This is a genomic window from Mycobacterium sp. JS623 (genome assembly GCF_000328565.1).
GTDB lineage: Bacteria > Actinomycetota > Actinomycetes > Mycobacteriales > Mycobacteriaceae > Mycobacterium.
Genome location: NC_019966.1, coordinates 668839 through 687270, shown reverse-complemented (window position 1 = coordinate 687270; position 18432 = coordinate 668839). Strand labels below are relative to the sequence as shown.

Here is an 18432-nt window from a genome sequence, read left to right as displayed (position 1 = left end):
AGCAGACCGTCGATGCGGTGTGGCGGATGGAGGCCGCCAAGATCGTCGCGACGCTGACCCGCGCGGTCGGCGACGTCGGCCTCGCCGAGGACCTGGCGCAGGAAGCCCTCGTCGATGCGCTGACGCAGTGGCCATCCTCGGGTGTGCCGCGCAACGCCGCCGCGTGGTTGACCACCGTCGCCAAACGCAAGGCCATCGACTACTGGCGCCGGCAGGAGAACCTCGACGCCAAGTACGCGGCGCTGGCGCACGACCTGGAGACCCAGGGCCCTGACTTCTCCGAGGCCTGGGACCCCGACCGCATCGACGACGACGTGCTTCGGCTGATCTTCATTTCGTCGCATCCCGTGCTGTCGCGCGAGGGCCAGATCGCGCTGACGCTGCGCGTGGTCGGCGGTCTGACCACCGATGAGATCGCCCGCGCGTTCTTGACGGCGACGGCGACGGTGGCGGCGCGCATCACCCGGGCCAAGAAGACGCTGGCCGCGGCGAACGTGCCGTTCGAGGTGCCGGACCGGTCGGAATATCCGCGGCGACTCTCAGCGGTACTCGCCGTGATCTACCTGATCTACAACGAGGGCTACTCGGCGTCGTTCGGGCAGCGCTGGATCCGCGACGAGCTGTGCAGCGAAGCCTTGAGGCTGGGTCGCGTGTTGGCGGCGCTGGTGCCCGACGAGGCCGAGGTGCATGGTCTGGTGTCGCTGATGGAGTTTCAGTCGTCCCGGTTTGCCGCCCGGACCGACGCCGACGGCAGGCCCATCCTGCTAGAGGACCAGAACCGCACCAAGTGGGACCGCGCGCAGATCCAGCGCGGTGTCGCGGCGTTGGAGCGCGCCGCTAATGCGTTGCAGCGCAAGGGCACTGGATGGGGTCCCTACGCATTGCAAGCCGCTCTCGCCGAATGTCACGCCGTCGCACCGACGGCAGCGGACACCGACTGGGCGCGCATCGTGCTGCTGTATGACGGGCTGCGACAGATAGCGCCGTCGCCGGTCGTCGAATTGAACCGTGCAGTGGCGCTGGCGATGGCTGATCCTTCGACGGGACCCGCCTCCGCGCTGAAAATCCTCGACGGCATCGACGGCCTTGCGGATTCATATCTGCTGCCAAGCGTGCGCGGTGAGTTGCTGGCGCGGCTCGGTCGCGCCGCCGAGGCCGCCGATGAGTTCGACCGCGCAGCGACCATGACTGACAACGAGCGTGAACGAGAAGTGTTAGCGGACAAGGCTGCTCGGGCCCGTGGCTAGCATGGGACGGATGACTGTCCGCGCCGTCCTGTTCGACTACTCCGGCACGCTGTTTCGGCTCGAAGAGGACGAGAGCTGGTTCGAGGGCATCACCGTGGACGAGCGCGAGGTCGACGGGCACGTGCAGGCCGAGTTGATGCGAAGGCTCACCGCGCCCGTCGGCCAGCACGTCGAGATGACCCCTGACGCCTACCACGCCTGGGTCAACCGCGACCTTGCGCCACATCTGCACCGCGAGGCGTACCTGCATGTGCTGCGCGAATCCGGGCTTGCCGACCATCACGCCGAAGCCCTCTACGACAGGGTGATCGATGCGTCCTCGTGGACGCCCTACCCCGACACCGCGGACGTGCTCACCGGCCTGCATAAACAGGGCATCAAGACCGCCGTGGTGTCGAACATCGCGTTCGACGTTCGGCCGGCGTTTGTGGACCTGGGCGTGGCCGACTACGTCGACGAGTTCGTGCTGTCCTATGAGGTCGGCGCCGTCAAACCCGATGCCGCGATCTTCGAAACCGCACTGTCGCGGGTTGGTGTCGACGCGGCCAATGCCGTGATGGTCGGCGACAGTGACGAGGCCGACGGCGGGGCCCGCGCGATCGGCTGCGGATTCAGCCTCGTCGACCCGCTGCCGACTGTCGAACGGCCCACAGGCTTGCGTACGGCACTGGCCGACCACGGCGTGACGATATGACCCGGGCACGCGGTGGCTGAAGCCGGCATCCTGCCGGCGTTCCGCGTCGACGCCGCTTGAGTAGCGTTACCCACATGTCCGACAGTGAGCGCATCCGACCGCCCTGGTGGTTGAAGTACGTCAACAAGGTGATGATCGGGATGCAACGCCTCGGCATCAGATTCGGCCCCGTCGTGCTGACGGTGCCCGGCCGCAAGAGCGGCAAGCCTCGCTCGACACCCGTGACGCCGATGACCGTCGACGGCAAGGAGTACATCGTCGGCGGCCTGCCCGGCTCGGATTGGTCGGCCAATGTGCGTGCCGCGGGCGAAGGAACGCTGCAACGCGGCCGCCACACCTCGCGGGTGCGGTTGGTCGAGATGTCCAGCGAGGAGGCCCGACCGCTGCTTCGCGAGTTTCCGATCAAGGTGCCCAGCGGCGTCGGCTTCATCAAGAACGCGGGTCTGGTCACCGGACCCAATCCCGACGAATTCAAAGCGCTGGCAGGCCGTTGCCCGGTGTTCCGCCTGGATCCGGTGAGCACATGAGCGACAACCCTTTTGACCCCTCGCTGTGGCAGCCCGTCGACGGTTTCGAGCTGACCGACATCACCTACCACCGGCATGTGCTCGACGGGAAGCCGCAGCCGACGGTGCGCGTCGCCTTCGATCGACCGGAGGTGCGCAACGCATTTCGGCCGCACACCGTCGACGAGCTGTACCGCGTGCTCGACCATGCCCGGATGTGGCCGGAGGTCGGCGTGATTCTGCTGACCGGCAACGGCCCCGCGCCCAAGGACGGCGGGTGGGCATTCTGCTCCGGCGGCGACCAACGCATCCGAGGCCGCAGCGGATATCAGTACGCATCCGGAGAGACGGCCGAGACGGTCGATCCCGCCCGCGCGGGCCGGCTGCACATCCTCGAAGTGCAACGGCTGATCCGGTTCATGCCGAAGGTCATCATCTGTCTGGTCAATGGGTGGGCCGCCGGCGGCGGGCACAGCCTGCACGTGACGTGCGACCTCACGCTGGCCAGCCGCGAACACGCCCGGTTCAAGCAAACCGACGCCGACGTCGGCAGCTTCGACGGCGGTTATGGCAGTGCATATTTGGCGAAACAGGTGGGCCAGAAGTTCGCACGCGAGATCTTCTTTCTCGGCAGGCCGTATACCGCCGAGCAGATGCACGCGATGGGCGCGGTCAACGAGGTCGTCGACCACGTCGATCTGGAGAAGGTTGGGCTGGAATGGGCGGCCGCGATCAACGGCAAATCGCCACAGGCGATCCGCATGCTCAAGTATGCCTTCAACCTGAGCGACGACGGGCTGGTCGGCCAGCAGCTATTCGCCGGTGAGGCAACGCGTTTGGCCTACATGACCGACGAGGCCGTCGAGGGGCGCGACGCGTTTCTGCAGAAGCGTGACCCGGACTGGACACCGTTCCCCCGCTACTTCTGAGCGATTTGCGCACGAAAATCCGCGGTGGGCGCGTGAAGGCGTGAAGGCGTGCAGGCGTGAAGGCGTGCACAGATTACAGCGTGAAGCGGGTTTGGCCGTGCGGCGACTTCGCGAACGCGAGTACCTTCAGCGGAGCCACCCGGAACACGTAGGCGATGTGGGGGCCGTGGCCGAAGCCGTTGTCGTTTGGCGTGAAATCCCATTCACCGTCGTACTTTTCGCGAATTCTGTCAGCCAGGGGCGTCAACGTGTCGAGCCCGGTCAACCGTTCGGCGTTGCCCTCAACGACGACGTCTAGCCCGTCGTTCCACGTGTTGACCCCGGTGGTGACCGTGACGGCGGTGCCGTGCGCCAGATTGCGTGCCTTCTGTTCCTCGGGACCCGTACAGAACACGAACCCGTCGTCGACCCACGCGCCCACCAACGGTGTGGTGTGCGGGCGGCCGTCGTGACGGACAGTAGTCAGCCAGTACAACTCGGCGCCGGCCAGGGCCTCGCTGACCTGCTGCCAGTCAACCGGCTCCGTGGCCACACTGAACCGAGTGTCGAGCTTGCCGTTGATCGTCATACCGGTACTGACTACGCCGCGGGGGGCGATTCATCGAAAAGTAGGCCACCTAAACTCATGACCTGTGAGCAAGAGCCCGCTGCGCAGGCTGTCCGAGAGTCTGCTGCTGACCAGCATGCGGCCAGCCCTGACCGAACAGGCGCTGCGCCGCCGCCGCGACCCCGTTGACCTGGCGGGCAAGCGCGTCCTGCTGACCGGGGCGTCGTCGGGCATCGGCGAGGCCGCCGCCGAGAAGTTCGCCCGCCGCGGCGCCCGGGTTGTGGTCGTCGCGCGCAGGCAGGAACTGCTCGACGCCCTCGTGGAACGCATCACCCAGGCAGGCGGCGACGCCACAGCACATGCGGCGGATCTGTCCGACCTCGACGCCGTCGACGAACTCGCCGCCAAGGTCGAGCAGGACCTCGGCGGCGTGGACATCCTGATCAACAATGCAGGCCGGTCGATCCGCAGACCGCTCGCAGAGTCGCTGGACCGCTGGCACGACGTCGAGCGGACGATGAAGCTGAACTACTACTCTCCACTGCGGCTGATCCGCGCCACCGCGCCCGGCATGATCGAGCGCGGCGACGGGCACATCATCAACGTCTCGACGTGGGGTGTGCTGAGCGAGTCATCGCCGTTGTTCTCCGTGTACAACGCATCAAAGGCGGCGCTATCGGCGGTCAGTCGAGTCATCGAAACCGAGTGGGCGAGCAAGGGCGTGCATTCGACGCTGCTGTACTACCCGCTGGTGAAGACGCCGATGATCGAACCGACTCGCGCCTACGACGGTCTGCCAGGGCTGACCGCAGCCGAAGCCGCCGACTGGATGATCACCGCCGCGCGCACCCGCCCGGTGCGCATTGCGCCGCGGATGGCCGTCACCGCACACGCGGTGAACAGCTTCGCGCCCAACGCGGTTGACGCGATCATGAAGCGGCAACGGGTCCAGCCCAAAGACTGACCATGCCGCATCCCGATATCGCCACGATCGCCGACATCGTGCGGGTGCACGCGGCCGAACGGCCCGACGCCGTCGCCCTCGTCGTCGGCGACAGCACGATCACCTTCGCCGAGCTCGACGCCCGCTCGAGCCAAGCTGCACAGGCGTTTTCGGCCGCCGGCGTTGGGTACGGCGACCGGGTGGCGTTCATCGAAAAGAACGGAGCGGAGTTCTTCGAAGTCGTCTGCGGGCTGGCCAAACTCGGAGCCGTCGCCGTGCCGGTGAATTGGCGCCTGGCCGCACCCGAGATGTTGCACATCGTCGAGGATGCGCAAGCGAAGGTGGTTGTCGCCGGCTCGCAGTTCTTCGACCACGTGGAGGCCATCGAGGACCGGCTCACGGCGTCTATCGTGGCCGTCGGCGACCACGCTCGCTGGCCGGACTTCGACACCTGGGTGTCCAGTCAACCCGCCGAAGATCCCGGCGTCACAACGGAATCCGATGATGTTGCGTTCCTCATGTACACCTCGGGAACCACCGGGCCGCCCAAGGGCGTCATGCTGAGCAACAACAACTATTTCAGCAAGGCCACCGGCATCGCGGACAAGTGGCGGTTCGATTCCGAGAGCGTGAGCCTCGCCGTGATGCCGATGTTCCACATGGCAGGCTCGGGTTGGGCGTTGGTGGGGCTCGCTGAGGGCTGTACCACGGTGGTGCTGCGCGATGTCGATCCGCCCGTGATTCTCGATGCCATTGCGCGGCACCGTATTACCAACATGCTTCTGGTGCCCGCCGTGATCCAGATGCTGCTTGCCACGCCCAGCGACACCGACTTCTCGAGCGTGCGGGCGATTGTCTACGGCGCCTCGCCGATCACCGACGACGTTCTGGTCAAGGGGCTGAAGCGGTTTGGTTGCGAGTTCCTCCAGGTGTACGGATTGACCGAAACCACCGGCTCTATCACACAACTCGACGACCACGATCCACTGTTGCGGCCCGGGCTGTTGCGCTCCTGCGGCAAGCCCTACCCGTGGGTGGAGGTGCGCATCGTCGACAAGACGGGCGTCGGCGTCCCGGAGGGCACCGTCGGCGAGCTGTGGACCCGGTCCTCCCAGAACATGCTGGGCTACTGGAACAATCCCGATGCGACGGCCGCGACCGTCACGCCCGATGGCTGGCTGAAGACCGGAGACGCCGGCTACCGCGATGCCGAGGGCTACATCTATCTGCATGACCGCGTGAAGGACATGATCGTCTCGGGCGGTGAGAACATATCGCCGGCCGAAGTGGAGAACGTGCTGATGGCACACCCCGCTGTCGGTGACGTCGCGGTCATCGGCGTCCCTGACGAGAAGTGGGGCGAGGCGGTCAAGGCGATCGTTGTGCCTGCGGCCGACACGAAGCCGAGCGAGGCCGAGCTGATCGCCTACGCCCGACACCGGCTCGCGGGGTTCAAGTTGCCCAAATCTGTTGGCTTCGCTTCAGCACTGCCCCGCACTCCCAGCGGAAAGCTGCTCAAGCGCACGCTGCGCGAACCCTATTGGGAGGGTGTCGGGCGGCGGATCGGCTGACGCGGCGTGATAGACACAAGGTCATGGAGATCCTGGCCAGCCGGATGCTCATTCGGCCGGCCGACTACGAGCGGTCGCTGCGGTTCTACCGCGACGAGCTCGGCCTTGCGATTGCGCGCGACTACGGCGCGGGCACGGTGTTCTACGCCGGTCAGTCGCTGATCGAACTCGCGGGCCATGGCACGCCGTGTGCGGGCGGCACAATGTGGCTACAGGTCCGTGACGTCTACGCGACCGAGCGGGAACTCACGGACCGCGGCGTCGAGATCGCCCGCGAGGCAAAGCAAGAGCCGTGGGGACTACATGAAATGCATGTCGTCGACCCCGATGGGGTTCTGTTGATCTTCGTCCAGGTGCCTGAGAACCACCCCTTGCGGCGCGACACCAGAAGCTGACGGCCCCCCGCTCGCCAGAGCAGAGGGCCGGCAGATGGAGAGATTCAGCTGGCAGGTGCTCCCAGCGGCCACCCGACGGAGGCCAGCCGCGCAGCGACCTGATGGATCTCCTCCGGGTTGGGTTCTTTTTCGATCACCGCCTGCACGGCGTTACGGATCTCGTCTTCGGTAACGGTGTCGGAATCGCTTGCCTTGAGGACGGATTGCGCGGCCTTGATGACCTCCTCCTCCGTCAGCGATCGCTTCAGCAGCGCCAGCAGCGGAAAGTAATCCTTCTGTGGAACACCTTCGGGGTAGCCCTCGTGCAGCCACCCGAGCACGTTGTCCAGGACAGTACGGTTCTCGGTCATTGTGATCAGCCCTTCTTTACGCCGGGGAACGGATCGATGCCGAAGTGGTGGATGATCGTCCCCCTGGTGATCCAGAGCAGCGCGGCCACGACCACCAGTCCGACGAGCACGAACAACAACAGCCCGAAATACTTCAGCATCGGGTTTGGCGCGGTGATGGTGCCGTTCGGGTGTTCGCCGCCGGCCCCGGCCGAGAAGGCGACCATGCCCGCCGCGAAGACCGCGGGCAATCCGGCGCCGAGAACAAGTCCCACAATGAGGACCTTGATGATGGCTTCTAGATAGTGCATCAACGCTTCCTTTGTTCGTCGTGGCCGGCCGGCTAGACCGCCGCGGTGTCCTTGGGGGCCTTGGCGGCCTCGCGGACCTCGGCGGGTACAACCGAGTTGGTCGAGTCGTCCCAATCGGCGTTGACGTTCTTGCTGTCGACCTTCTGCTGCTGGGCGCGCCAATACATGTAGCCCGACAGAGCGACCAGGATCAGGAAGATGACGCCGTCACCGACGAGGTCCGAACCGGTCACCGACTCGATGCCCTCCGAGATCCAATACGACAGCGCGCCAACGAGTGCCGCCGCGGGCAGGGTGACCAGCCACGCGACGACCATGCGGCCGGCGACGGCCCAGCGCACCTCGGCGCCCGGCTTGCCGACGCCGCTGCCCAGGATCGAACCGGTCGCGACGTGAGTGGTGGACAGCGCCATGCCTGCGGCACTGGAGCTGAGGATGATCGCGGCCGACGACGCCTCGGCGGCCAGCCCCTGTGGCGACTCGATCTCGACGAGACCCTTTCCGAGAGTGCGGATTACGCGCCAACCACCGATGTAGGTACCGAGACCGATAGCGAGGGCGCAGCTGAAGATGATCCAGAACGGCAGGCCGTCCTTCTTCACGTCGCCAGTCAGATGGCCGGTGGTGATCAGCGCGAGCGCGATGACGCCCATCGTCTTCTGCGCATCGTTGGTGCCATGCGACAGCGCCACAAGCGAGGCGGTTGCGATCTGGCCCCAGCGGAATCCCTCTTCACGGCGCTTTACCATGACACTCCGGGTGATTCGGTACACCAGCCAGGTGCCGCAGGCCGCGACGACGCAGGCGATCACGGGAGCGGCAATCGCGGGGATCAGCACCTTGGAGGTGATGCCACTCCAGTTCACACCCGCGGTCCCTAGGGCAGCGAGGCCGGCGCCGATCAGGCCACCGAACAACGCATGCGACGAGCTGGACGGGATACCGAACAGCCAGGTGAGCAGGTTCCAGAGAATGCCGCCGATGAGGCCGGCGAAGATGATCGTCAGACCCATCGACGGGGTGATGTTCGGGAGCAAGTGCCCGCTCTTGCCGTCTTGCACCTTCAGCACCGACGTGGTGACGGTGACGGCGACCTCGACCGAGAGGAACGCGCCGACGAGGTTCAGCACGCCGGCCAACAGCACCGCGGTCTTCGGCTTGAGGGCACCGGTGGCAATCGAGGTCGCCATGGCATTGCCGGTGTCGTGGAATCCATTGGTGAAGTCGAATGCCAGTGCTGTCGCAATCAGCAGCACCAGGATGATCATCTCTGCGCTCATGGCTGCTAATTCTGGGGCCCTGATGGCAAATTTGACCAGCCCGCTAGCTACTATAAAGGGGCCCTGTGAGCTGCGACTTTGCCATCCCCAGTGAGGTGTTCATCTAGTGTTCACCCCGCGGGCGAGATGCGTTTGTCTAGCCCCTCGGTCCGCACCGCGGCCGACCGGTTTCTGACTGGAGGGCCCACCGTTACGATCGCGCTGTGACCAAGTTCCTGGCAAAGATCGTCGCGTGGATCACCGCCGGCTATCCGGAAGGTGTCCCAGGCGCCGATCGTGTGCCGCTCTTCGCGCTGCTGCAACGGCGGCTTGGCGATGACGAGGTCAAGGCGGTCACCAAAGAGCTGATGGATCGCGGTGAGTTCGACAACGTCGACATCGGAGTGCTGATCACCGAGATGACCGACGAGCTGCCGACCCCCGACGACATCGAACGGGTGCGGGAGCGCTTGGCCGCCAAGGGATGGCCGCTGGACGATCCTCGTGAGCCCGAGGAGACCGAATAGCCGTCCTTCGCCCCGTCGCCGTCAATGCTGGCACTTCAGCGCTGTCGCTGTTGCCGGCGTTGGAGGACGCGCTGGCCGGCCGCGGCGCGCTGCTTCCCGTCCCGGCCGATGACGAACGTCAAACCTCTTTGCTGACAACGTCATTGCGTGCCGGGGAGTCGATCGAGGATGACGTCGCTGTGGTGGTCTCGACGTCGGGCACGACGGGTGTGCCCAAGGGCGCGATGTTGCCCGCATCGGCTTTGATGGCCAGTGCCGACGCCACCCACCGTCGACTGGGCGGTTCAGGGGCCTGGCTGCTGGCGCTGCCCGCGTATCACGTCGCGGGATTGCAGGTGCTGGTGCGCAGCATCGTCGCGGGAACCAAACCAGTTGCAATCTCCGCCGGATTCGACGCGACCGAATTGGTATCCGCCGTCGGATCGTTGGGCCGCGGGCGCCGGTATGCGTCACTGGTGGCCGCGCAACTGGACAAGGCGCTGCGCGACGCCGAGGCAACGGGCGCGCTGGCATCGTTGGATGCGGTACTGATCGGCGGCGGGCCGATGCCGCAGGGATTGGCCGAAAGAGCTTCAGCCGCAGGTGTTTCGGTGGTGCGAACATACGGGATGAGCGAGACGGCCGGCGGCTGTGTGTATGACGGCGTCCCCCTCGACGGAGTGCAGGTGCGCATCGAGGATGGCAGGGTCATCCTCGGCGGCGCGACGCTGGCGAAGGGCTACCGCAACCCCGTGCAGCCCGACCCGTTCGCCGAACCGGGCTGGTTCCGCACCGATGACATTGGCACCGTTGACGATTCGGGTGTGTTGCGGGTGCTTGGCCGGGTCGATGATGCGATCAGCACCGGCGGGTTGACAGTGCTGCCGCAGTTGGTGGAGGCGGCGTTGGCGACGCACCCAGCGGTCGCGGAATCGGCGGTGTTCGGCGTCGCGGACGAGCGGCTGGGCCAGAGAGTGGCCGCCGCGGTGGTCGTCGCACCCGGCCATGCGGTACCGGCTTTGGACGAGCTACGCGCGCACGTCGCGTCGACACTGCCGTCGACGGCAGCGCCGCGCGAGATCCACATCGTCGACGAACTTCCCCGCCGCGGCATTGGCAAGCTCGACCGCCGCGAGCTCGCCGCCCGATTCGGTTAGCTGCCGAGGGTCTTCGTCGACGTATCGTGCCCGTCATACGGCTGAGCGCTCTGCCCGCGAACGTTCCGTACCGCTCGAAAAATCTGCGAAAAGTCGAGCGGTAAGGAACGTTCGGCCCGTTGAATCGGGTGACGGTGACGCGTCGGCAGACAGCCCGGTACGGCTGTGCTCGTAGCTGGTCTGGGGATTCTGGACGACGTCGGTCATCGGCGGAGTGTGACAAACGTGACCGACCGCAAAGTGAACGCAAGGAGGATGATGAGGCAATGCGTCGCGAAGTGAACACCGTCGATGAGCTGCGTGCGATCGTCGGGCAGCCCGACAAGTACGTCGCCAACAAGGTGAAGGACCGGCTGTCGCCGATTCATCGTGACTGGCTGGCGCATTCGCCGCTGGGTTTCGTCGCGACCACCGATGCGCAGGGCCGCGTCGACGTGTCGCCCAAGGGCGACCCGCCGGGATTCGTCCATGTCATCGACGACACGACGATCGCGATTCCCGAGCGGCCGGGCAACAAGCGGGCAGACGGCTACCTCAACATCCTGCAGCAGCCGTATGTCGGCACGGTGTTCCTGATTCCCGGTCGCGGGGATACGTTGCGGATCAACGGTTCTGCGCGCATCCTGGCCGATGCCGACTACTTCGACGCACTGGTTGTCAAGGGCAAGCGACCGATCCTCGCGCTCGAGATCGACGTCGAGGAGGTGTTTTTCCACTGCGCCAAGGCATTTCTGCGTTCGGACGCCTGGGATCCGTCGACGTGGAATCCGACCGCGGTTCCCAGCGCCGCGCAGCTGGCCAAGGCCATCCGCTACGACTGGAGCTTGGAAGAACTGGAAGCGCGCTACAGCGAAGACAACGTCCGCAAGGTGTTGTACTGACCTGTGCACACAAGCTCTCATTTCGGGAGCAGCGCGATCATCTGCTCGGCCGACGCCTTGAGCTGTGCGGGCTTCACGCCGCCTTTGTGTAGCGCTTCCTGTCCTCGCATGAAGGCCAGCAGAGTTGTGGCCAGCGCTTGCGGATTCTGCTTCGCGTCGATCGTTCCGTCGCGCTGCGCCTCTTGGATGCAGTCAGCGAGTTCGGTCGTCCACGCCGCGTAGGCACGCTCGACCGCCTGTTCAACGGCGGCGTCGGTGGCGCTCAGTTCGGCGGCGCTCTTGGCCATCATGCAGCCGCGACGTGACGTATCGGCCGCGATGGCCTTCAGCTGGCCACGAATGTGTCGCACCAGCCGGTCATAGGCGCTGTAGCGGGTGTCGTGGAGTTGGGCGCGGATCCGATCCAGCGTTGTCCCGATGTAGTCGTCGAGCGCGCGCAGATACAGACCGTGCTTGTCGCCGAACGCGCCGTACAGGCTGCCCTTGCCCAAACCGGTGACGGACGTCAGGTCGTCGATCGACGTGGCGGTGTACCCACGCAGCCAGAATTCGTCGCGCGCAGCGGCGACGACATCGCTTTCATCGAACGTACGAGGGCGAGGCATGCCTCCAGGTTACGTGGTTATGGACCGATCGGTACGGATCAGCCCTTGACGAGGATCGCTCGCGTAAATTTGCCGCGTCTCAGGGGTCCAACACGGCCCGGGCGATGCACCGTCGCGCGCCAGCCGATGCGTCACCGATTCGTCAGACGAGTCGACGCCGCCGCGCAATAGGCTGGCGGTGTGCGGGTTGGTCGCAGGGAGGCGGTGGCGGTCACTGTCGGCGTGCTCCTTGTCGTCGCCGCGTTCGTCGTGCCGCATCTACACCTCGGGATCGTCACCCCGCTGATCAACGCATCCGCCAAACGGCTCTACAGCTTCGCCGACACGGCGCCGATCTTCGGCTGGTGGAACGCGCATGTCGGCTGGGGCACCGGCCCTGCAATCGTCATCGGCGCCGCCGCTGTGCTGTGGGGACCGACCGTGGCCCAGCGGCTGCCGTGGCGCGCGCTTCCCTGGGTCACCTGGGCGACGTCCTGCGCGTGGGCATTCTCGCTCGCGATGATCGACGGCTGGAACCGCGGCTTCGCGCATCGGCTCGTCGCGCAACACGAGTACCTGCGCCAGGTGCCGACCGTCACCGACATTCCTGAGGCGGTCCGCACATTCGCCAGCAGAATCCCTGACTTCCAACCGAATTCGTGGATCACGCATGTATCGGGGCACCCGCCGGGCGCACTGCTGACCTTCGTCTGGCTCGACCGCATCGGGTTGAGCGGCGGCGGGTGGGCGGGAGTGCTGTGCCTGCTCGTCGGTTCCAGTGCGGCGGCGGCGATCGTCGTGGCGGCCCGCACGTTGACGGACGAGGGTGTGGCGCGATCGGCTGCGCCCTTCGTCGCCGTTGCACCGACGGCCATCTGGATCGCGGTGTCGGCCGACGGCTACTTCGCCGGGGTAGCGGCGTGGGGCCTCGCGCTGTTGGCGTTGTCTGTCCGACGCGCGGTGCGGTGGCCGGCCGTGGTCGGTGCCGGTGCGGGGCTGCTGCTCGGCTGGGGCATCTTCCTGAACTACGGCCTGGCGTTGATGGCGCTGCCCGCGGTGGCGGTGCTTCTCGCGGCAGTGGATTGGCGCGCTGCATTGGGTGCGCTGGCTCCTGCCGTGCTGACCGCGGTGGCCGTCGTCGTCGTGTTCGCGGTCGCGGGGTTCTGGTGGTTCGACGGCTACACGCTGGTGCAGGAGCGCTATTGGCAGGGCATCGCGAACGACCGGCCGTTCCAATACTGGTCGTGGGCGAACTTCGCATCGGTGGTCTGCGCGATCGGGCTTGGCAGCGTCGCCGGTATCGGTCGAGCCTTCGACATCGCAGCGGTCAAGCGCCGCTCCGGCCTGCATCTGGTGGTGCTCGGCGCACTGCTGGCACTCCTGTTCGCCGACCTGTCCATGCTGAGTAAGGCTGAGACAGAACGCATTTGGCTGCCGTTCACAGTCTGGCTCGTCGCGGCCGGGGCGTTATTGCCACCACGCTCACAGCGTTGGTGGCTTGCGGCCAACGTCGTCGGGGCGCTATTGCTGAACCACTTCATCCTGACGAACTGGTAGTCAGCCTCGTCTGCTGCTGCACACGCGACAGCTTCTCCGGATTGCGCACGATGTAGAGCCCGGTGATCCGGTTGTCGTCGATGCGCGCGGCCACAACGCTGTCGATCTCGCCGTCGATGCGGAGGATCAAGGCCGGGCCGCCATTGATTTGCACAGGCTCGACCGAAACTTCACCGACGATTCTTGGCAGACCAAGGCCCAGCACACGCGCCACCCGACGGGCGCCTGTGATGGGCTGCAGCAGAGCCTGTTTGACGCCGCCGCCGTCGCTCAGCATTACGACGTCAGGTGCGAGGGCGTCGACGAGGCTTTGCAAATCGCCGGTTTCGATCGCCCGCTGGAATGCCTCCAGCGCGTCTCGCGTTTCCTCGGGCGACACGACGCCGCGAGGGCGGCGTGCAGCGACGTGTGACCGCGCGCGGTGGGCGATCTGACGGACCGCAGCCGGAGTCTTGTCGACGGCGTCGGCGATCTCGTCGTATTCCAGCGCGAACACGTCGCGCAACAGAAACACCGCCCGTTCGGTCGGGGTGAGCGTCTCGAGCACGAGCAGCATCGCCATCGAGACGCTGTCGGCCAGTGCGACGTCCTCGGCGACGTCGGCTGTGGTCAACAGCGGCTCAGGCAGCCAGGGCCCGACGTAGGACTCCTTGCGCCTGCCGAGCGTGCGCAACCGGCCCAGCGCCTGACGGGTAGCGATCCGGACGAGGTAGGCGCGCTGATCACGCACGGTGTCGAGATCGACGTCCACCCAGCGCAGCCACGTCTCCTGAAGCACGTCTTCGGCGTCGGCCGCCGAACCCAGCAGCTCGTATGCCGCGGTGAAGAGCAGGTTGCGGTGCGCCAGGAACGCCTCGGTGGCAGCGTCGGACATGCGGCTCCTTTCGTCTGTCACCACCAGACACCGGCCATGGCCATTTTGTGACACCCGGGTGGTTGTGGTGCACGTCACGCCATCGCGCTGTCACAGCGAGCGGTCCGTCGGCATCTCATGTTCGTCCGTGCACACACGACTGAGGAGAAGAGATGAACGCCCGAATGAACATCGTGGAAAACGAGCTCGCCGCCAAGTTCGCCAAGCGGTTCATGGGCGCCAGCCTGGTGCTCGACCAATCGTCATTGCCGAAGGCCACGCAAGAGTTGGTGAGTCTGCGGGCTAGTCAGATCAACGGCTGCGCCGTGTGCATCGACATGCACACCAAGGAAGCAGCCGCCGCCGGTGAAGACGCGGTCCGGCTGAACCTGGTTGCGGCGTGGCGCGAGGCCACCGTCTTCACCGGGGCCGAGCGGGCGGCGCTGGCGCTCGCCGAGGAGGGCACCCGGCTCGCCGACGCACACCTCGGCGTGTCCGACGAGACCTGGGCGCAGGTCCGCAAGCATTACGACGACGACCAGGTCGTCGCGCTGGTGTGCCTGGTCGCGTTGATCAATGCGGCCAACCGGCTCAACGTCATCGTGCGGAATCCGGCAGGCTCGTATCAGGCCGGGATGCTCGCCAGTATGTCCAGCTGAGGTAGAGCGGCACGCAGGCCCACACGACGGCGAGCGAAATCCACAGGCCGACAGGGTAATTGCGGTCGAGCACGGTCATGTTGTCCGGCCGCATACCCGGTTTGCCGTAGACGGGGATGGCCAGCAACACCAGCACGACGCTGCACAATGCGGCCACCGCAATCGGTGGCCGCCACCTACCCGGGAGCAGCCTGCGGGCCGCGAACCCCAACGCCACGCAGACCGGCGCGAACACCAAGTCGTGCAACACAATGCCGACCAAAGCCCACACCAGGATTCGCATGATGATCACCGGCGGGTTCTCCCACAGCAGGACCGCACCGTAGCCGCCAAGGGCGATGCCAAGTACGACGAGAACAACCCTCACGGCGCCACCACCTCGACGCGGGACAGCCATTTCGTTTGCAGCACACCGGGTCTGGTCGGCGCGATCAATCGACACGGATAGCCGTGGTCGAGGTCCAGGGGCTGACCGTTGAGCTTCAAGGCGATCAATGTCTTGTCGTCTCGGGCATGGCGCGCGGGCAGCACCGTCCGCGAGTACGGCCCCGGCGGCTCTAGAGAGATCATCCGCACATCCGAGTCGCGCGAACCACCTACCGCGGCAACGAGATCCGCTAGTACCACCCCGGTCCACTCGGCGTCAACGCTCCATCCTTCGACGCACGCGATGGGCAGCCGGTGTGTGGTCTGTGGCATCGCCTGCAGATCAGCAACGGTGAACGCCCGCGTCGTCGCTCCGTTCGTCAGCGTCAAGCGGTAATCCGGTGACCGCGCGCTGCGCAGCACTCCCGCGGCGATCGCCGACCGATTGATCGGAACCCCTTGCGGCCCCTGACCTGAGCGCGGCGCGAGCACCGACACCTTGCGCAGCAGCGGGATCGTCTGCCCCGCCGTGACCACCGTCGCCAGCGCGACCGCAAGCCACGTTCCCCTCAGCACGGTGCGCCGCGTGGGCCCGGCGACGACCGGCGCACTGTCGAGGGTTTCGCCAAGCACGCGACGGATGACCGGCAGCTTCACGCCGATGTGCACGAGCACCGCGCCCGCCGCGACGTACGCCATCGCGTAGTGACTGGTGGTGAAGAAGAACTTGAACGCATACCACTGCGCGATGTTCATCAGGCCAGTCGACAGCTGAAACAGCATCGACCCGACCAGCACCAGGATCGACAACCGCTCGATCTGCCGGACCAGCCCGCCGATGATGGGCCGCTCGAACAGTTTCGGCCACACCGACCACAGCTTCACGATGATCAGCGGAATGGCCGCAATGCCCGAGATGACATGCAGACCCTGGGTGACGCGGTAGAGCCAGACCGGTCGGGTGGGCCACCAGAACCAGGGCTGAGGGTGCTGGATGAAGTGACTGATCAGCCCGGTCACGAAACACACCGCGACCGCGATGCCCAATGCGAGGCCGACGCGCGCGGTGACGGCTGTGCCGCGAAGGGTTTCGGTCTTCATCTCGCCGCCAGACTGGCCACCACGCGGCGGCCGATCGGATGGACTTCCGCGACGGCCAGACCGACGTCGTCGGCCAACCGCGCCGCACAGTCCACGCCGACCGACGCCCACCGGAACCACGGGCCGATCGTGCGCCTCGATTCGAGCCGAACCCACCCGCTGTGGATTCCGTCGATCGCTGAGTCGAATTCGGCGAAGCAACGACCGCGCGGGCGCAGCAGTTCGGCTGCCCGCCGCAGGATTCGCCATGGGTCGCCGCCGAGGCCGACATTGCCGTCGGCCAACAGGACGTTGTGCCAGCGCCCAGTCCCCGGCAGCGGATCGAACACATCGCGACGCAAGGCCGGGGCGCCGCTGCGGCGCGCCAGCGCGACCGCGGTGGCAGACTGGTCGACCCCGAGGGCGGGCACGCCACGCTGGACCAGATGGGCCACCAATCGGCCAGGGCCACAACCCAAGTCGATGGTCGGGCCCTGGCACAGCCCCACCACGGCATGGTCGAACTGTTCGTCGGCGTTTCGGCCGCCGAGCCAACTGCGCACCGGTAGCCGATCGACCCGGCCGTCGTCGTGGCGAACCCAGCACCGCTCGCCATCAAGGGCGCGATCATAGAGATTACCGAGCATGCGAGAGCCCCTCGGTTGCGCGCGCGAACCGGCTGTCGGGCGCGCAGTTCCGCCGGACCGCGTCGACGTCATCGACCGTGTCCACATCCGCCAGGGTGGGAACCAGGCTCACATTGACTGCAGTGTCGTCAAGAGCGGCCAGCGTTACAGCGCCGGTGTCGGCCCGCGACATCGGAATCGTGCGCACGCAGTCGGCCATCGCGGGAGTGGTCACGCCGAGCACCCACCAGCCGCCGTCTCGAGCGAGCCCGAGCACTGCGTCGGCTGCGAGCAGTTCGCGCGCGCATTCCCCGATCAGCTCGCCGGTCACCTGCGGGGTGTCCATGCCGATCTGCAGCACCGGTAGCCCACCGCTGGAAGCGGCGGCGTCGAGGTGCGCATTCGCCAACCGCTCGGCGAAGCTCGCGCCGCGCTGTGACACCACGGTGAAATCGGCCAGCCGGGAGCGGATCTCCGCGCCCGCGGACGCGCCGTCGAGGTTTCCCGTCAACGCCACCACCCGCTCCGCGACGGGCGCATGGGCGACGGCATCCAGCGTGTCCAGCAGCGCCGCAGCGGCGATGTCGGCGGCCGCCCGATCCCCGACTGCGGCTGCCAGCCGGGTCTTCGCCTGGCCGGGGACCGGCGCCTTGGCGACCACGAGCACTGCGACGGGGATCATCCAATCACCCGCCAGAAGTCCAGCGCCGCAATGAAACTCCCGCGGATCGAGCCGCTCACCTTCGACTTCCCGCCGGTGCGCGGGCCGTATGCGACGTCGTGTTCGACCACCCGCCAGCCCGCCTGCGCCGCGCGCACCAGCAGTTCCAGCGGATAGCCGAACCGACGGTCCGTCACCCCCAGCGCCAGGAGCGCCTCGCGGCGGGCCACCCGCATCGGCGCGATGTCGTGTACCGGCAGCCCGTAGCGGGTGCGCAGCCGCCAGCACACCGCGGCGGTGCCAAGGCGTGCGTGCCAGGGCCACCGAAGTCCGTTGACGGCGCGGCGCCTGCCGATCGCCATGTCGGCGCCACGGTCCAGCTCGTCAACCAACGCGGGCAGTTCGCGTGCGTCGAGCGACCCGTCGGCGTCGATGACCGCCACGATGTCCGTCGTCGCCGCGACCACCCCGGCCTGGACGGCCGATCCGTAGCCGGGCCGCTGTTCGGCGACCACCTCGGCGCCGTGCCGACGGGCCACCTCCGCGGTGCCGTCGGTGCTGTTGTTGTCGACCACCAGCGCCCGATACCCGTCGGGCACCGCCGCGAGCACGCCCGGCAGCGACGCCGCCTCGTTGAGGCAGGGCAGCACCACCGTCACGTCGGGCATATCTGTGGACGGTAGGCCGTCCAAGACGCCCGCGGCAACGAATGAACAGTGACGGAACAATGACATAGGCGCTGGTAGCGGCGCCGCGACGATAAGGTCACAA

The 18432-nt window shown here is 66.6% G+C and carries 23 protein-coding genes; 12 read left to right on the top strand and 11 right to left on the bottom strand.

Annotated elements, in window-relative coordinates; translation table 11 throughout:
- Nucleotides 1-26 precede the first annotated feature (26 nt).
- The 4 genes from MYCSM_RS03240 (at nt 27) to MYCSM_RS03225 (ending at nt 3376) form a co-directional block, all read left to right on the top strand.
- A complete protein-coding gene (locus MYCSM_RS03240) occupies nt 27-1247 on the top strand; it encodes an RNA polymerase sigma factor (RefSeq protein WP_051073697.1) in 1221 nt (406 codons plus the stop codon).
- A gap of 1 nt (nt 1248) precedes the next feature.
- The gene (locus MYCSM_RS03235; protein ID WP_015304700.1) at nt 1249-1941 is read left to right on the top strand and encodes an HAD family hydrolase; all 693 of its coding nucleotides are present in this window, start codon (nt 1249-1251) and stop codon (nt 1939-1941) included.
- 74 nt (nt 1942-2015) lie between these two features.
- Entirely contained in the window at nt 2016-2468 is a 453-nt protein-coding gene (locus MYCSM_RS03230) for a nitroreductase family deazaflavin-dependent oxidoreductase (protein WP_015304699.1), read from the top strand.
- A complete protein-coding gene (locus MYCSM_RS03225; RefSeq protein WP_015304698.1) occupies nt 2465-3376 on the top strand; it encodes a 1,4-dihydroxy-2-naphthoyl-CoA synthase in 912 nt (303 codons plus the stop codon). The genes MYCSM_RS03230 and MYCSM_RS03225 overlap by 4 nt, the downstream gene beginning before the upstream one ends.
- 73 nt (nt 3377-3449) lie before the next feature.
- On the opposite strand, the gene MYCSM_RS03220 is transcribed toward MYCSM_RS03225, so the two are convergent.
- On the bottom strand, nt 3450-3944 hold the full coding sequence (locus tag MYCSM_RS03220; protein ID WP_015304697.1) for a pyridoxamine 5'-phosphate oxidase family protein: 495 nt from the start codon (nt 3942-3944) through the stop codon (nt 3450-3452).
- Nucleotides 3945-4008: 64 nt separating this feature from the next.
- Here MYCSM_RS03220 and MYCSM_RS03215 point away from each other — a divergent pair, with 64 nt between their 5' ends.
- Genes MYCSM_RS03215 through MYCSM_RS03205 form a run of 3 tightly spaced genes read left to right on the top strand, consistent with a single transcriptional unit; the run spans nt 4009 to nt 6832 of the window.
- On the top strand, nt 4009-4887 hold the full coding sequence (locus MYCSM_RS03215) for an SDR family oxidoreductase (RefSeq protein ID WP_015304696.1): 879 nt from the start codon (nt 4009-4011) through the stop codon (nt 4885-4887).
- Between the two features lie 2 nt (nt 4888-4889).
- The gene (locus MYCSM_RS03210; protein ID WP_015304695.1) at nt 4890-6437 is read left to right on the top strand and encodes a long-chain-fatty-acid--CoA ligase; all 1548 of its coding nucleotides are present in this window, start codon (nt 4890-4892) and stop codon (nt 6435-6437) included.
- 23 nt (nt 6438-6460) lie between these two features.
- A complete protein-coding gene (locus MYCSM_RS03205; protein WP_015304694.1) occupies nt 6461-6832 on the top strand; it encodes a VOC family protein in 372 nt (123 codons plus the stop codon).
- A 44-nt stretch (nt 6833-6876) separates the two neighbouring features.
- Here the strand turns inward: MYCSM_RS03205 and MYCSM_RS03200 are convergent, their stop codons facing one another.
- From MYCSM_RS03200 to MYCSM_RS03190, 3 genes are read right to left on the bottom strand one after another with little or no spacing between them, the layout of a single operon-like run.
- Entirely contained in the window at nt 6877-7182 is a 306-nt protein-coding gene (locus MYCSM_RS03200; RefSeq protein WP_015304693.1) for a DUF3349 domain-containing protein, read from the bottom strand.
- A gap of 5 nt (nt 7183-7187) precedes the next feature.
- Nucleotides 7188-7472, bottom strand: coding sequence for a hypothetical protein (locus MYCSM_RS03195; protein WP_015304692.1), 285 nt, complete (start codon nt 7470-7472; stop codon nt 7188-7190).
- A 32-nt stretch (nt 7473-7504) separates the two neighbouring features.
- Entirely contained in the window at nt 7505-8752 is a 1248-nt protein-coding gene (locus MYCSM_RS03190; protein WP_041311239.1) for an inorganic phosphate transporter, read from the bottom strand.
- Between the two features lie 203 nt (nt 8753-8955).
- Here MYCSM_RS03190 and MYCSM_RS03185 point away from each other — a divergent pair, with 203 nt between their 5' ends.
- From MYCSM_RS03185 to MYCSM_RS03175, 3 genes are all read left to right on the top strand, one after another.
- Entirely contained in the window at nt 8956-9258 is a 303-nt protein-coding gene (locus MYCSM_RS03185) for a DUF3349 domain-containing protein (protein WP_015304690.1), read from the top strand.
- Between the two features lie 47 nt (nt 9259-9305).
- On the top strand, nt 9306-10394 hold the full coding sequence (gene menE / locus MYCSM_RS03180) for an o-succinylbenzoate--CoA ligase (RefSeq protein ID WP_232425771.1): 1089 nt from the start codon (nt 9306-9308) through the stop codon (nt 10392-10394).
- Between the two features lie 266 nt (nt 10395-10660).
- Nucleotides 10661-11275 carry a pyridoxamine 5'-phosphate oxidase family protein gene (locus tag MYCSM_RS03175; protein WP_015304688.1) on the top strand — a complete coding sequence of 205 codons (615 nt, stop codon included), beginning with the start codon at nt 10661-10663 and terminating at the stop codon, nt 11273-11275.
- A 17-nt stretch (nt 11276-11292) separates the two neighbouring features.
- Here the strand turns inward: MYCSM_RS03175 and MYCSM_RS03170 are convergent, their stop codons facing one another.
- Nucleotides 11293-11880 carry a TetR/AcrR family transcriptional regulator gene (locus MYCSM_RS03170; RefSeq protein ID WP_015304687.1) on the bottom strand — a complete coding sequence of 196 codons (588 nt, stop codon included), beginning with the start codon at nt 11878-11880 and terminating at the stop codon, nt 11293-11295.
- Nucleotides 11881-12060: 180 nt separating this feature from the next.
- Between MYCSM_RS03170 and MYCSM_RS03165 the strand changes: the two genes are divergently transcribed.
- Nucleotides 12061-13416 (top strand): hypothetical protein, encoded by a 1356-nt coding sequence (locus MYCSM_RS03165; protein WP_041311238.1) that lies wholly within the window; start codon nt 12061-12063, stop codon nt 13414-13416.
- Here MYCSM_RS03165 and MYCSM_RS03160 read toward each other — a convergent pair.
- Nucleotides 13397-14290 (bottom strand): RNA polymerase sigma-70 factor, encoded by an 894-nt coding sequence (locus tag MYCSM_RS03160; RefSeq protein ID WP_015304685.1) that lies wholly within the window; start codon nt 14288-14290, stop codon nt 13397-13399. The two genes, MYCSM_RS03165 and MYCSM_RS03160, sit on opposite strands and share 20 nt — an antisense overlap.
- A 152-nt stretch (nt 14291-14442) precedes the next feature.
- Here MYCSM_RS03160 and MYCSM_RS03155 point away from each other — a divergent pair, with 152 nt between their 5' ends.
- Nucleotides 14443-14928 carry a carboxymuconolactone decarboxylase family protein gene (locus tag MYCSM_RS03155; RefSeq protein WP_015304684.1) on the top strand — a complete coding sequence of 162 codons (486 nt, stop codon included), beginning with the start codon at nt 14443-14445 and terminating at the stop codon, nt 14926-14928.
- On the opposite strand, the gene MYCSM_RS03150 is transcribed toward MYCSM_RS03155, so the two are convergent.
- From MYCSM_RS03150 to MYCSM_RS03130, 5 genes are read right to left on the bottom strand one after another with little or no spacing between them, the layout of a single operon-like run.
- Entirely contained in the window at nt 14867-15295 is a 429-nt protein-coding gene (locus tag MYCSM_RS03150) for a hypothetical protein (RefSeq protein WP_015304683.1), read from the bottom strand. The two genes, MYCSM_RS03155 and MYCSM_RS03150, sit on opposite strands and share 62 nt — an antisense overlap.
- Nucleotides 15292-16395 (bottom strand): molybdopterin-dependent oxidoreductase, encoded by a 1104-nt coding sequence (locus MYCSM_RS03145; protein ID WP_015304682.1) that lies wholly within the window; start codon nt 16393-16395, stop codon nt 15292-15294. Before MYCSM_RS03145 ends, MYCSM_RS03150 begins: the two co-directional genes overlap by 4 nt.
- Nucleotides 16392-17021: a methyltransferase domain-containing protein gene (locus tag MYCSM_RS03140; RefSeq protein WP_015304681.1), complete on the bottom strand. Its 630-nt coding sequence runs from the start codon at nt 17019-17021 to the stop codon at nt 16392-16394. Before MYCSM_RS03140 ends, MYCSM_RS03145 begins: the two co-directional genes overlap by 4 nt.
- Nucleotides 17011-17682 carry a TIGR04282 family arsenosugar biosynthesis glycosyltransferase gene (locus tag MYCSM_RS03135; protein ID WP_015304680.1) on the bottom strand — a complete coding sequence of 224 codons (672 nt, stop codon included), beginning with the start codon at nt 17680-17682 and terminating at the stop codon, nt 17011-17013. Before MYCSM_RS03135 ends, MYCSM_RS03140 begins: the two co-directional genes overlap by 11 nt.
- Nucleotides 17679-18329: a glycosyltransferase family 2 protein gene (locus MYCSM_RS03130; RefSeq protein ID WP_041311236.1), complete on the bottom strand. Its 651-nt coding sequence runs from the start codon at nt 18327-18329 to the stop codon at nt 17679-17681. The genes MYCSM_RS03135 and MYCSM_RS03130 overlap by 4 nt, the downstream gene beginning before the upstream one ends.
- Nucleotides 18330-18432 lie beyond the last annotated feature (103 nt).

Bases quoted from the DNA above. Each gene is read 5' to 3' on its own strand.
- MYCSM_RS03240 (WP_051073697.1), top strand. From the start codon at position 27: ATGGAGGCCGCCAAGATCGTCGCGACGCTGACCCGCGCGGTCGGCGAC.
- MYCSM_RS03235 (WP_015304700.1), top strand. From the start codon at position 1,249: ATGGGACGGATGACTGTCCGCGCCGTCCTGTTCGACTACTCCGGCACG.
- MYCSM_RS03230 (WP_015304699.1), top strand. From the start codon at position 2,016: ATGTCCGACAGTGAGCGCATCCGACCGCCCTGGTGGTTGAAGTACGTC.
- MYCSM_RS03225 (WP_015304698.1), top strand. From the start codon at position 2,465: ATGAGCGACAACCCTTTTGACCCCTCGCTGTGGCAGCCCGTCGACGGT.
- MYCSM_RS03220 (WP_015304697.1), bottom strand. From the start codon at position 3,944: ATGACGATCAACGGCAAGCTCGACACTCGGTTCAGTGTGGCCACGGAG.
- MYCSM_RS03210 (WP_015304695.1), top strand. From the start codon at position 4,890: ATGCCGCATCCCGATATCGCCACGATCGCCGACATCGTGCGGGTGCAC.
- MYCSM_RS03205 (WP_015304694.1), top strand. From the start codon at position 6,461: ATGGAGATCCTGGCCAGCCGGATGCTCATTCGGCCGGCCGACTACGAG.
- MYCSM_RS03200 (WP_015304693.1), bottom strand. From the start codon at position 7,182: ATGACCGAGAACCGTACTGTCCTGGACAACGTGCTCGGGTGGCTGCAC.
- MYCSM_RS03195 (WP_015304692.1), bottom strand. From the start codon at position 7,472: ATGCACTATCTAGAAGCCATCATCAAGGTCCTCATTGTGGGACTTGTT.
- MYCSM_RS03190 (WP_041311239.1), bottom strand. From the start codon at position 8,752: ATGAGCGCAGAGATGATCATCCTGGTGCTGCTGATTGCGACAGCACTG.
- MYCSM_RS03175 (WP_015304688.1), top strand. From the start codon at position 10,661: ATGCGTCGCGAAGTGAACACCGTCGATGAGCTGCGTGCGATCGTCGGG.
- MYCSM_RS03170 (WP_015304687.1), bottom strand. From the start codon at position 11,880: ATGCCTCGCCCTCGTACGTTCGATGAAAGCGATGTCGTCGCCGCTGCG.
- MYCSM_RS03160 (WP_015304685.1), bottom strand. From the start codon at position 14,290: ATGTCCGACGCTGCCACCGAGGCGTTCCTGGCGCACCGCAACCTGCTC.
- MYCSM_RS03155 (WP_015304684.1), top strand. From the start codon at position 14,443: ATGAACGCCCGAATGAACATCGTGGAAAACGAGCTCGCCGCCAAGTTC.
- MYCSM_RS03145 (WP_015304682.1), bottom strand. From the start codon at position 16,395: ATGAAGACCGAAACCCTTCGCGGCACAGCCGTCACCGCGCGCGTCGGC.
- MYCSM_RS03140 (WP_015304681.1), bottom strand. From the start codon at position 17,021: ATGCTCGGTAATCTCTATGATCGCGCCCTTGATGGCGAGCGGTGCTGG.
- MYCSM_RS03135 (WP_015304680.1), bottom strand. From the start codon at position 17,682: ATGATCCCCGTCGCAGTGCTCGTGGTCGCCAAGGCGCCGGTCCCCGGC.
- MYCSM_RS03130 (WP_041311236.1), bottom strand. From the start codon at position 18,329: ATGCCCGACGTGACGGTGGTGCTGCCCTGCCTCAACGAGGCGGCGTCG.